The organism is Pedococcus sp. P5_B7, from assembly GCF_054049895.1.
The window spans coordinates 283,203-295,434 of the sequence record NZ_JBFULM010000002.1 but is presented as its reverse complement, the minus strand read 5'-3'; the positions used below and the strand labels follow the sequence as shown (position 1 = coordinate 295,434).

Sequence of the window (12,232 nt, the reverse complement as noted above, 5' to 3'; positions counted from 1 at the left end):
CCCGACACGCGTGTGCCGCGGCACGCACGGGGCGTACCGCGGCACACGGTGCAGCCGGCACCTGAGGGTCGAGGTCAGATGCGGCGCAGCACCGCCGTGACCTTGCCGAGGATGGTGGCGTGGTCTCCGTCGATGGGGTCGAAGGCGGCGTTGTGCGGCATCAGCCACACCTTGCCGTCCTTGCGCTTGAAGGTCTTGACCGTCGCCTCGTTGTCGAGCATCGCGGCCACGATGTCGCCGTTGTCGGCGCTGGGCTGCTGCCGGACGACGACCCAGTCGCCGTCGCAGATCGCGGCCTCGATCATCGAGTCACCGACGACCTGCAGGAGGAAGAGCTGGCCCTCGCCCACGATCTGGCGGGGGAGCGGGAAGACGTCCTCGACGGTCTCCTCGGCCAGGATCGGCACACCGGCCGCGATGCGACCGAGCACCGGCACGTAGGACGCCTCAGGGCGGCGGTCGTTGATCCCGGTCTCGTCGTAGGTGGCGGTCTCGTCCTCGACGCTGGCGCCGCCGCGGTAGCCCCGCATGTCGGCGGGCGAGTCGGGTGAGACGACCTCGATGGCGCGCGGTCGGTTGGGGTCGCGACGCAGGAAGCCCTTGCGCTCGAGGGTCGACAACTGGTGGGCCACCGAGCTGGGGGAGGTGAGCCCCACGGCCTCGCCGATCTCGCGCAGGCTCGGCGGGTAGCCACGCCGGTCGACCGAGTTGCGGATCACCTCGAGCACCCGTCGCTGCCGGACGGTCAGACCGTCGCCGCGATCGCGGTCGGGCAGTTCCTTGACGTTGTCGTCGCTCATGCCGCTTCCTCACTTGAGCCGATAAAGGTGCAGGTCAGATGCCGTGTGCCGGGCTACTCAGCGGCTGTGACAGGTGGGCTGTCAGTGGCCTCTGATGTGCTTGGGGCATGAACACAGCGTATGGCCTTCGAACGTCTGTGCCAAACATGTGTTCGACGCGTGTCTTGATCCGTTCGAACATGCGTGCTAGAAATCACCCAGGCAGTTCTTCGCACACCCGTTCGATGAACGCAACCATGAGCCCCCAGCTCACCGCCCCCATGGAGGACCAGATGAGTGCAGCAGTCGCTTGGGACGTCGCCCCCGCACCGGTGCGGGTCCCCGTTCGCCCGGCTCGCCCCCAGCTGGTCTCGGTGCCCACCGGGGCAGCGGTCCCCCAGGTGCCGGCCACGCCGCTGCGGATCACCCGCGCGGGTCGGCTGGCGCTGACCCTCACCGTCGTCGTGGCGGCGGTCGCCCTGGCGGTCGCGCTCTTCTCCGGCGGAGCCTCCGCCACCGTCATCGACCACTCGACCACCGTGGGCACCGGCCAGACCCTCTCCGAGATCGCCACGCAGCAGCTTCCGCACCTGCCGATGGCCGAGGCCGTGGCCCAGCTCCAGATCGCGAACGACCTGACCGGCAGCGACATCCACGCAGGTCAGACGCTGCTCATCCCGCGGGTCGGCTGAGCGCGCGTCGGTCGAGGTCCCACGGCCCGCGGCCCACTGACCGGTCGGTAGGTCCGACCAGGTCAGCTGGCCTTGGCCAAGTGGGTCCAGCGGATGGCTGACGTGTCGCCTGCCTTCGCGATGGCGACCTGGTCGACGCCCACGGCCGAGGTGGTCGTGGTGGTGCGGATCGGCACCCCCGCCGTGACCGTGTAGGACGCGGTCCCCGGGAGCGCCGTGATGACGGTGCCGTCCTTGGGGTGGAACCGCAGGTGGTTGAACTTCAGGCCCGAGCCGGCCTGGTCCACCGCGAGCTGGTCGACGTAGAGGGGGGTCTTGTACCCGCCGACGTTGGCCCAGGAGCTGATCGCGATCGGTGCGCCACCGCTGATCCGGTAGGCCTCCAGCCGCTGTGCGGTCTTGATGAACGTCCCGTCGGCGGGCACGGCGTTGAGGTGGTTCCAGACCCCGCCCGAGCCGGCCCGGTCGATCGCGTTCTGGTCGACCACGACCGTCGGCTTGGTGCCACCGAAGACGGTCCACGAGGTGACGATGACCGGAGCGCCGCCCACGATGCGGTAGGCCTCCCTGCGCTGGGCGCCCTTGATGAAGGTGCCCTCGGCCGGTCGCATCGGCAGCGTGGCCAGCGAGGTGCTGGAGACCAGGTGGGTCGGCTGGATCCCGCCGAAGGCGGCCCAGGTGGAGACGTAGACCGGGGACTTGCCCACGAGGCGGAAGGCCTGAGAGGTCTCACGGACCTTGATGAAGCTGCCCGACGGCGGGGGCTGGTAGGCCTTGTCCTTGAAGTGGATGAAGGTGGTGGGCCAGTTGCGGTCACCACGGGGCACCCGCCAGCGAGACGAGTAGCCGCCGCCGTAGGACGAGTCGGAGATGACGATGTAGGCCGCCGTCACCTCCTCCACGTAGCCGACGTGGCCGTAGCTGGGGGCGTAGGCGCTGCCGTAGCCCCACTGCGCCACCGAGCCGACGGTGGCCGTCTTGTCGACCTTGAAACCGCGCTTGGTGGCGTTGACCGCCCAGCTGCCGCCGTTGCCCATCGCGCTCTGCTGGGCGACGCCGTTGCGCGCCAGTCGGTAGGCGACGTAGTTGACGCAGTTGTTGCCCGAGGAGCTGACCGGGTAGCCCCAGATCGGCTTCCCGGCATACCCGGAGAAGGCGATGCACGAGACGTTCGACGCCTTGCACTCCCGGACCATCGTCTCGGCGTGCGCCGGCGTTGCCACGGTGGCGGTGAAGGCCACTGCTGCGCTGGCGGTGAGCGCGAGCGCGGCGAGGCGTGCGGCAGCGCGGCGGAGGTGACGTCGCATGACTTCCCGGGGGTTGGGGGGACCGGGCGGGGTGCCGGATGGTGCTCGGCGGAAACGGGGCCCGGTCGGGGGGCCTTCGACAGGGTGCCCTACGGCGGATCCTCTTGTCCCATTTGCCCGGAGAACACCGTCCGTGTAATTCGACGGCTCGTGCTCAGGACGGCCATGGGGCATCGGCCGAACGGCCGAGACGCCGGGGCGGCCCTGCTCAGCGGCCGGCCCGGCGCGGTCGGCGTGCCGGGTGCCCTTGCACGCCGCCCCAGAGGTGTGGGGTGCCCTCGTTCTCGACGTAGGAGAGGTCGCGGCCGAGGAAGTGCGCGAGTCGCTGGGCCGCCCTGCGCACCTGGGTGCGTCCCGCCGTCGTGACGCCGGGAGCGAGCCGCACCTCCACCTCGACCACGTCGGGGCGCACGGTCCGCTTCCACAGTCCGACGTTCACCGACTCCAGGACCACCCAGGCCCAGAACGGGTCGTTGTGCTCGGCGTAGGGATGGTCTGGCAGGGACGGGAAGTTCACCTGCGGATAGCTGAGCACCACCTCGTCATAGGTGGGGAAGAGGTATGCCGCGGGGGCGGCCGGGCTGCGCCGGCGCACCTGGGCGGGGTCGAACCAGTGCGGGATGCCGTCGACCTCGACCTCCTCGAGGTCGTCGCCGATCTCGGCCAGCGCCTGCTTGGTATCGGTGACGGTGAGGGTCGCCCAGCGGGTGAAGTCCTTGATGGTGGTCGGTCCGTGGCCCGCGACGTAGCGCCGGACGAGCTCGACCACGGCTTCCTCGCGGGTGCGCGTGGGGGTCGGCGGCACGACCTCGTCGACCAGCGCATAGGAGTGGTGCACGCCCTTCATGGGCCCCGAGCAGACCAGGCCCCTCAGCTCGGCGACGAGCAGCAGGTGGCCGAGCTGCTCGCCGGGCTTGATGGGGGACCCGCGGTTGGTGAACTCGTCGTTGAGCTCAGGGCGGGTGCGGAAGGTCTTGTCCTGCAACAGCTCTGACAGCACGTCGAGGCCGTCGGACATGCGGCGCTGGTCGTCGAGCCCGAGCTGTCGGTGCCGAGCGGCCATGCTGGACAACACGCGGGGCGAGGTGAGGTCGAGGATCCAGCGCAGGTCCTCGGGCGCGACGAAGTGCCACGTCGGCCGCAGGATGTGGGTGCGCAGGAAGGCGCCGGAGTCGAACTCGCGCTGCACCGCGGCATACGTGCCATTGCGCGAGCGCAGGCCGAGCGAGAAGAAGGCGTGGTCGCGCTCCTGGCTCTGCACGCAGGTGAGCAGCCGCACCACGTCGGCCGCCTTGGGGGCTGGCGCCGACGACAGCCGTTGCGTCGCCAGGCGTTGGGCGAGGACGCGGGAGGAGTCCATGGCGCCATCCTCTCGAAGACCGCCGACAGGTGCGCGACCATGGGGTGATGGAACAGAGCACGACCGTGGAGATCGCCGCACCGCCCGAGCGCGTCTGGGAGGTGATGGTCGACGTGGAGCGCTGGTCGGACTGGACCGACACCGTCACCTGGGTGCGCCGGCTCGACGAGGGTCCGCTGCGCCCGGGGTCGCGGGCGAAGATCAACCAGCCGAAGGTGCCGGAGACCGAGTACGTCGTCACCGAGCTCGAGCCGGGGCGCTCGTTCACGTGGGTGGCCACCGGTCCCGGCGTGCTGACCACCGCTCGGCACAGCATCGAGCCGCTCTCCGGCGGTGGCTCGCGGGTGCGGCTGTCCGTCGAGCAGGCGGGCTGGCTCGGGTCGTTCATGGGGCGGTTCTACCGGGGGCTGACCGACCGCTACCTCGCGACCGAGGCGGCCGGGCTGAAGGCTCGCTGCGAAGGGCGCCGATGAGTTCGGTCGGCTCGGTGGGTCGGTATGGCTGACAGGACGACTGCCAGCACCACCACTTCCGACGACAGCAGGAGGCAGACATGACCAAGGTGTGCGCGAGCATCACGACCTCGGTGGACGGCTACATCACCGGTCCCGACGACGGCCCGGGCAAGGGACTCGGGGAAGGCGGCGAGCGGCTGCACTACTGGGTGTTCGGCGGACCGTGGTCCTACGACGCCGAGCCCGAAGGGGCGCCGGGCGCCGACCTGGGCGGGGTCGAGAAGGAGTACATGGACGCCGCCTTCGCGCGGCTCGGAGCCTCCGTCGCCGGCCGGACCATGTACGAGGCGGCCGGGCACTGGGGCGACCAGAACCCGTGGGGCGTCCCGACCTTCATCGTCACCCACCGTCCCGAGGAGCAGCCCGAGGGCGACGCCTTCGTCTTCGTCGACGGGGTGGTGGAGGCCATCGACCGGGCCAAGGCTGCCGCCGGGGACAAGGACGTCAGTCTCAGCGGGGGAGCGGACATCATCCGCCAGGCCCTCGCCGCGGGGCTGGTCGACGAGCTCAGCATCATCGTGGCCCCGGTGATCCTCGGCCGCGGCAAGCTCCTGTTCGAGGGCTTCGACCACGACATCGAGCTCACCCCCAAGGGCGTCCGGCAGTCGCCGCTGGCGACCTTCATCGACTACGAGGTCACCAAGCCCTGACCGTCCTTCCCCGACTTCTGGCCACCGGTGCGGCAGGGAGCGCCCGGAACGGGGCGCACACCCGGCACGGGTGGCCAGAAGTGGGGAGTGGGTCGATCTGCCCATGCCACCCGTCGTGCGGATGGGCGGTTCGACCGACGCGGGCGGCCGGCCCCCCTTCCTACCGTCGAGGGCATGAGCACTCACCTAGAAACCATCGTGATCGGCGCCGGGCAGGCTGGGCTCGCCACGGCATACCAGCTGAAGCAGTCGGGACGAGACTGTCTGGTCGTCGACGCCGGCGCCCGCGTGGGCGACGGGTGGCGGAACCAGTGGGACTCGCTGCGGCTCTACAGCCCCGCGAAGCACGACTCGCTGCCCGGCCTGGCCTTCCCCGCGGACCCGTGGCACTTCCCGGGCAAGGACGAGGTGGCCGACTACCTCGAGACCTATGCGCGCGAGTTCGCCCTGCCGGTGCGGCTCAACACCCGGGTGAGCCGGCTGGCTGCGGCGACGACGGGCGGGTACCTCGTCGAGACCGACAGCGGCGACTACCTGGCCGACCACGTCGTCGTCGCCACCGGCACCTTCGGGCGCCGGCCGCACGTGCCCGACTTCGCGGCCGAGCTCGACCCGGCGATCGTGCAGCTGCACTCGAGCGAGTACCGCCGTCCGTCGCAGCTGCCGGACGGACCGGTGCTCGTCGTCGGCGCCTCCCACTCCGGTTTCGACGTGGCCTACGAGGTGGCGCCCGACCACTCGACGATCCTGGCCGGGGCCTCGCGTGGGGAGATCCCCGTGCCGCACGGCTCGCGGCGGTTCAGGATGGCGATGCCGGTGCTGTGGTTCGTCTGGGGACACGTCATCAACCGGCGAACTCCGGTGGGCCGCAAGGAGATGCAGGAGATCCGGTTCCACGGCGGTCCGGCCCTTCGGGTCAAGGTGGCGGACCTCGAGGGGCGCGGCGTCGAACGCGTGGAGGAGCGCGTGACCGGTGTCGAGGGTGGTCGACCGGTGCTCGCGGGCGGCCGGGTCGTCGACGTGGCGTCCGTGGTGTGGGCGACCGGCTTCACCCAGGACTTCGGCTGGATCGATGTCGCGGGCGTGGTCGGCGAGGACGGCTGGCCGCGCGAGCTGCGCGGTGTGGTGCAGGACGCGCCGGGCCTGTACTTCTGCGGGCTGTCGATGCAGAGCTCGTTCCGCTCGATGCTGATCGGCGGGGTGGGAGCCGACGCGGCCTACGTCGCCAAGGAGATCGCCCGCCGGGCCACCCGCGGTGCCACCCCGACCGATGCCGCCCGCGCCCCCCGGGCAGGCCGGCTCGCGGCCTGAGCCTGAGCCGGAGCCTGAGCCGGAGCCGGAGACCGAGCCGGAGACCGAGCCGGAGCCGGAGACCGAGCCGGAGCCGGAGGCCGAGCCGGAGCGCGAGCCCGAGCCCGGTCTGACAGCCTCACCAGGGCCTCCGATCGGCGTCGTCCGTCAGGCCGATCCATAGTCGCCCCGTCGCGCGTATCCTCCGAGGTGGAGGTACCGCGATGGGCGTCGTGGACGAGCTGATCCGGGCGCGGGAGACCTACGAACGCGGCGACTGGGTCGCCGCGTTCCAGACCTGGTCCGACGTCGAACCCGACGCGCTCGATGCTGCCGACCAGACCCGGCTGGCCTACACGGCATACCTGCTCGGGCGTCGCGAGGACTGCGTGGCCGCGCTGCAGCGGGCGTTCAGGACCCACGTCGACTCGGGGGACTCCGCGGCAGCGGCCCACTCCGCCGTCTGGCTGGCCATGGTGCACGCGCGGGTGGGCGAGCTGTCGGTCGCCGGCGGGTGGGCCGTGCGGGCGGAGGGCCTGCTCGCCGAGGCGGGTGACGTGGTGGAGCGCGGCTACCTGACCCACCTGCAGATGTACCGCCACATCGACCAGCACGAGTGGCCGCAGGCGCTGACCTGTGCGCAGGAGACGACCGCCGTCGGTCGCCGGTTCGGGGATGCCGACCTCGTCGCGCTGGGCCTCTCGGCGCAGGGCCGGCTCACGCTCATGTCGGGCTCGGTGCAGCAGGGACTGGTGCTGTTCGACGAGGCGATGACTGCGGTGGCCTCGGGTGAGGTGGCGCCGGTGTGGGCGGGTGACATCTACTGCCTGATGATCGAGGGCTGCCAGGAGGTGTCGGACTTCGGGCGGGCGGCGGAGTGGACCGATGCGCTCACCGTGTGGTGCGACCGCCAGCCCGGGCTGGTGCCCTGGGCCGGCCAGTGCGCCGTGCACCGCGGCCAGATCATGGCCCTGCGTGGGGCGTGGGCCGAGGCCTTGGAGGAGCTCGGCCTGGCCCTGCAGCGCTACGTGCGCGCCCAGGCGACCGAGGCCAGCGGGTTGGCGCTCGCCGAGCGCGGCGGCGTGCTGCGGCTGCAGGGGGAGTATGCCGCCGCTGACGCCGCCTACACCGAGGCCGCCACCTACGGCTTCGAGCCGCAGCCCGGACTGGCGCTGCTGTGGCTCGCCCAGGGTCGCCAGGAGGTGGCGCACGCCGCGGTGGTGCGCTTGCTCGCCGAGACGGAGGGGCCGGTGGGGAGGGCGCGGGTGCTGCCGGCGGCGGTGCAGGTGCTGCTCGCGGTGGGCGAGGTCGAGCGTGCCCTCGAGTGCGCCACCGAGCTGGCCGCGATCGCCGAGGGCTTCGGCTGCGCTGCTGTCACGGCGGAGTCGCGGGACGCAGTCGGCCTGCTGCGCCTCGCTGTAGGCGACCCCGCGGGCGCGCTGCCCCACCTGCGGGCCGCCCGCAGCGCGTGGTCGCAGCTGGGCTGTCCCTACCGGGCCGCGCGGTCACAGGGTCAGCTCGGTCGGTGCCTCGGCGAGCTCGGCGACGCCGAGTCGGCGAGCCGTGAGCTGAGGGCCGCGCTGTCGACGCTGACCGGTCTGGGGGCCGTGCCTGACGCGGAGGCAGTGCGTCGGTTGCTGGCCCCGACCCAGCTGCCCGGCGGGCTCACCGAGCGCGAGGTGCAGGTGCTGCGGCTGCTCGCCTCGGGTCGCAGCAACGCCGAGATCGCCGCCGAGCTGGTCCTCAGCCACAAGACCGTGGCCCGACACCTGAGCAACATCTACACCAAGCTCGACGTGACCACCCGGACCGCCGCCGCGGCCTACGCGTTCGAGCACGAGCTCGCCTGAGGAGACGAGGGGCACGGGCCGCTGGCTAGCACGGCCCGCTGGGTAGAACGACCCACGGCCTCGTCCAACGGGATGGGCCGTCGCACCGATGAGGGCCGACGCCCCGCGCTCCTACCGTCAGAGCCATGCACACCACGCTGCCACTGCTCGCGGGGATGGTCTCGACGACCATCTTCGCCGGCAGCGTGCTGCCCATGCTGGTCAAGGCCGCTCGCAGCCGCGACCTGTCGTCGTACAGCCTCGGCAACCTCGCGCTCGCGAACGTCGGCAACGCCGTCCACTCGGTCTACGTATTCAGCCTCCCGCCCGGCCCGCTCTGGGTGCTGCACTCCTTCTACCTGTTGAGCACCGGCCTGATGCTCGGCTGGTACGTGCGGTGGGGTCGCCGACCGGCACCCACGCCTGCCCCTCAGGACCCGAGCTCGCGGCGCATCACCAGTCGCGGCAGCTTGCTCGCCACCGCGTCGGTGGTCCCCACGACCGAGAACCCGTTCTTCTCGAACATCGCTCGTGTGCCCACGAACGCCATGGTGAGGTCCATCCGCTTGTCGCCCGGATCGACCGGGTGGGCCTCGACCGCGGGCGCGCCGTTGGCCGCGGCATACTCCACCGCACCCTCGATGAGGTGGGCGGTGACGCCGCGCTTGCGGAAGCCGGAGCGCACCACGACGCAGACGATGCTCCAGACCGGCACGTCGTCGACCGGCAGCATCAGCTTCGACTGTGCGAGCCGCGGGATCTCCGAGCGCGGGCCGATGTTGCACCAACCGACCGGCTCGCCGTCGAGGTAGGTGACGACGCCCGGCGGGTGCTCGCGCGCGCAGAGGGCCCGCATCGCCTTCTCGCGGGCGTCCGTGCCGGTGCCCCCGAGCTCGGTGATCTCCTTGGCCTGGATGCGGTGGGACAGGCACCAGCAGTGGGTGGGGCGGCGGTTCGGGTTGATGACGTCGGCGAAGTCCTCGAACCGGTCGGGCGTCACCGGGTGCGTCTCCCACGTCTCGGGCATGAGCCCAGCCAACCACCGTGCGGTGACACTGCGCCGACTGAGCGCCAAAGCACCCTCCGCCGCCCCGGATGAGTCGGTTCGCGCTCACCCCGGTACTCGGTCAGCGGGCCAGGTAGCCGCCGTCGATCGGGTAGTAGGTGCCGGTCGCGAACGACGCGCCGTCGCTGGCCAGCCAGGCCACCAGCTCGGCTACCTCCTCCGGCTCGCCGAGCCGCTGGAGTGCGTGCTGCGTGGCGAGGAAGTCGAGGGCCGGCTGGTCGAGGTGCTCGTCGAGCAGAGGGGTGCGGATGAACCCGGGCCCGACGGCGTTGATGCGGATGCCGTCAGCGGCGTGCTCCCACGCCGCGGCCTGGGTCATCCCCACGACGCCGTGCTTGGCCGCCGTGTAGGCGCTCGCCGTGGCGAAGCCGACCGCCCCGAGGATCGAGGCCATGTTGACGACCGACCCGCCCCGACCGCCGGCCTTCATGGCCCGGATCGCCGCCCGCTGGGTGAAGAACACGCCGTTGAGGTTGATGCCGATGACCTTGTGCCAGCCCTGGTCGGTGTAGTCCCCGCTCGTGTTCGCCTCGCCACCGATGCCGGCGTTGCAGACCGCGATGTCGACGTGCCCGAGGGCGGTGACGACGTCGTCCATGGCCGCGTCGACCGCCGCGGAGTCGCTGACGTCGACGACGGCGCTGTGCACGCGGCACTCGAAGGCGTCGAGCTCCTTGACGACGACGTCGAGTGCGCCCTGGTCGAGGTCCCAGATCGAGATGTCTGCTCCCGAGCGGGCGAGGGTGTGGGCGCACGACCGGCCGATGCCGGAGGCGCCGCCAGTGATGACGGCGACCTTCCCACCGAGTCCATAGGTGTTCATGGCGATCCTTTCGTGAGGTTTCCGTGAGGGGTCCCTCCACCGTCTGCCCTCGTCCGCGGCGCGAGTAGGGTCCAAGGGCCCGGTGTCGCATCGGCGCAGGTCAGCGGGTCCCGGACGATGTCCCGGACGATGTTCCGGACGATGTTCCGGACGAAGTTCCGGACGATGTTCCAGAAGAGGAGACAAGGGTGCTCGAAGCAGGGTTCTGGGGTTTCGTCGGTGGCGCTGCGCTGCTCATCGGGGCGGCGGCAGGCCTCTGGCTGCCGACGTCGAAGCGGGTGATCGGGTGGGTGATGGCGATCGGGTCCGGGGTGCTGGTCAGCGCCCTGACCTTCGAGCTCGCCGGCGAGGCCTACGACAAGGCCGGGGGAGTCTCGACCGTCCTCGGGCTGCTCGCCGGGTCCGTCGTGTTCTTCCTCGGCGACTGGTTCATCGACAGCCGCGGCGGCCATCGTCGCAAGAGCCCCAACGGTCCGGCCGCCGGTGCGGCTGGGTCTGCACTCGCGCTCGGCGCCCTGCTCGACGGCATACCGGAGTCGGCGGCGATCGGGGTCAGCACGATCGGCGGGGGAGGGGTGGGAGTCGCGGTCGTGGCCGCGGTGTTCCTGTCCAACATCCCCGAGGGCCTGTCGTCGTCGGCCGGGATGAGGTCGGCCGGGCACAGCGCTCGCTTCATCATGGGCATGTGGCTGGCGGTCGCCGCAGCCGCGACCGTTGCTGCCGCGCTCGGCCGGGTGCTGCTCGACGGGGCCGACCCGACCGTGGTCGCGACGATCCAGGCGTTCGCGGCCGGGGCGATCCTCACGATGCTCGCGGACACGATGGTCCCCGAGGCGGTCGAGCACGCCGGACGCCTCGTCGGGCTGCTCACCGTGGTCGGCTTCAGCGCCGCCTTCCTGCTCTCGATGGCCTGAGCGCACCGAGCCGTCGACCGCACACCACATGTGGGGGAGCCAACGGTGGACAAACCCTACATCTGGGCGCCTCTGACGTCACACCAGTCACAGGAGCATCAGTTTGCAGGTCACTGCGGCGTGTCGCGCCACGCCCTCACAGGCCTCTGACCTGCGGCGATGCAGACTGCGGCAACAGTTTCGGTGAACCGCTTGCGTCCTAGGCCACAGCGAGGCAGACTATCCCTACATCTAGTGGTTACACCGCTGTAGTTCGTCCACATGTAGTGCACAGGGCGAGGCGGGTTACCCACACGTTGTCCCCAGCCAGTCCACAGAGCAGTCCACAGTCTCGTCCCCAGAAGGGTCGGGACAGCACCACCAAAGCCCCCGAGGGAGGAGAGCCGTCATGCACTGTCCGTTCTGCCGGCACACCGACTCCCGCGTGATGGACTCGCGCACCACCGACGACGGCAGCTCGATCCGCCGGCGTCGCCAGTGCCCCGAGTGCGGGCGCCGCTTCACCACCATCGAGACGGCGAGCCTGACGGTCACGAAGCGCTCCGGCGCGAGCGAGCCGTTCAGCCGCAGCAAGGTCCTCGTCGGGGTCCGCAAGGCCTGCCAGGGCCGCCCGGTCACCGAGGACGACCTCGCCCTCCTGGCCCAGCGGGTCGAGGAGTGCATCCGCCAGCAGGGACAGGCCGAGGTCGACGCCCACGAGGTCGGGCTCGCCATCCTCGGGCCCCTCCGCGAGCTCGACGAGGTGGCCTACCTGCGCTTCGCGAGCGTCTACCAGGCGTTCGACAGCCTCGAGGACTTCGAGGGTGCGATCACCTTGCTCCGCGCCGAGCGCGAAGCCACCGGCACCGAGCCTGAGCCTCGGCCTGATCGACATGCCGGTATGCCGCCGGGCTGAGCCCCGCGGCATACCCACCGCCCGCTCCGCCGGGCCACCCGAACGACCGCGGCACTGTCAGTGCCGCACGAGACAATTACCAAGTAGAAACACCAGGGGCTAGGGAGGCCAC

General features: G+C 71.1%; 12 protein-coding genes. 7 read left to right on the top strand and 5 right to left on the bottom strand.

What is annotated here, in order from left to right; genetic code table 11:
- Positions 1–74 precede the first annotated feature (74 nt).
- Positions 75–800, bottom strand: coding sequence for a transcriptional repressor LexA (gene lexA, locus ACXJKD_RS04205; protein WP_457253154.1), 726 nt, complete (start codon positions 798–800; stop codon positions 75–77).
- A gap of 236 nt (positions 801–1,036) precedes the next feature.
- Between lexA and ACXJKD_RS04200 the strand changes: the two genes are divergently transcribed.
- Entirely contained in the window at positions 1,037–1,471 is a 435-nt protein-coding gene (locus ACXJKD_RS04200; RefSeq protein WP_457253152.1) for a LysM peptidoglycan-binding domain-containing protein, read from the top strand.
- Between the two features lie 62 nt (positions 1,472–1,533).
- Here ACXJKD_RS04200 and ACXJKD_RS04195 read toward each other — a convergent pair whose 3' ends face one another.
- Together ACXJKD_RS04195 and ACXJKD_RS04190 are read right to left on the bottom strand one after the other, a co-directional pair.
- The gene (locus tag ACXJKD_RS04195) at positions 1,534–2,778 is read right to left on the bottom strand and encodes a CHAP domain-containing protein (protein WP_457253151.1); all 1,245 of its coding nucleotides are present in this window, start codon (positions 2,776–2,778) and stop codon (positions 1,534–1,536) included.
- Between the two features lie 208 nt (positions 2,779–2,986).
- Entirely contained in the window at positions 2,987–4,138 is a 1,152-nt protein-coding gene (locus tag ACXJKD_RS04190) for a winged helix DNA-binding domain-containing protein (protein WP_457253150.1), read from the bottom strand.
- A gap of 47 nt (positions 4,139–4,185) precedes the next feature.
- On the opposite strand from ACXJKD_RS04190, the gene ACXJKD_RS04185 reads away from it, so the two are divergent.
- The 4 genes from ACXJKD_RS04185 (at position 4,186) to ACXJKD_RS04170 (ending at position 8,443) form a co-directional block, all read left to right on the top strand.
- Positions 4,186–4,611: an SRPBCC family protein gene (locus ACXJKD_RS04185; RefSeq protein ID WP_457253149.1), complete on the top strand. Its 426-nt coding sequence runs from the start codon at positions 4,186–4,188 to the stop codon at positions 4,609–4,611.
- Positions 4,612–4,691: 80 nt separating this feature from the next.
- Positions 4,692–5,303 (top strand): dihydrofolate reductase family protein, encoded by a 612-nt coding sequence (locus ACXJKD_RS04180; RefSeq protein WP_457253148.1) that lies wholly within the window; start codon positions 4,692–4,694, stop codon positions 5,301–5,303.
- A gap of 174 nt (positions 5,304–5,477) precedes the next feature.
- A complete protein-coding gene (locus ACXJKD_RS04175) occupies positions 5,478–6,614 on the top strand; it encodes a flavin-containing monooxygenase (RefSeq protein ID WP_457253147.1) in 1,137 nt (378 codons plus the stop codon).
- A 203-nt stretch (positions 6,615–6,817) separates the two neighbouring features.
- Entirely contained in the window at positions 6,818–8,443 is a 1,626-nt protein-coding gene (locus ACXJKD_RS04170; protein ID WP_457253146.1) for a helix-turn-helix transcriptional regulator, read from the top strand.
- A 409-nt stretch (positions 8,444–8,852) separates the two neighbouring features.
- Here ACXJKD_RS04170 and ACXJKD_RS04165 read toward each other — a convergent pair whose 3' ends face one another.
- On the bottom strand, positions 8,853–9,449 hold the full coding sequence (locus ACXJKD_RS04165; protein WP_457253145.1) for an N-acetyltransferase family protein: 597 nt from the start codon (positions 9,447–9,449) through the stop codon (positions 8,853–8,855).
- Between the two features lie 100 nt (positions 9,450–9,549).
- A complete protein-coding gene (locus ACXJKD_RS04160; RefSeq protein ID WP_457253144.1) occupies positions 9,550–10,311 on the bottom strand; it encodes an SDR family NAD(P)-dependent oxidoreductase in 762 nt (253 codons plus the stop codon).
- Positions 10,312–10,499: 188 nt separating this feature from the next.
- Here ACXJKD_RS04160 and ACXJKD_RS04155 point away from each other — a divergent pair, with 188 nt between their 5' ends.
- Positions 10,500–11,225, top strand: coding sequence for a ZIP family metal transporter (locus ACXJKD_RS04155; protein WP_457253143.1), 726 nt, complete (start codon positions 10,500–10,502; stop codon positions 11,223–11,225).
- Positions 11,226–11,613: 388 nt separating this feature from the next.
- On the top strand, positions 11,614–12,120 hold the full coding sequence (nrdR, locus tag ACXJKD_RS04150) for a transcriptional regulator NrdR (RefSeq protein WP_457253142.1): 507 nt from the start codon (positions 11,614–11,616) through the stop codon (positions 12,118–12,120).
- Positions 12,121–12,232 lie beyond the last annotated feature (112 nt).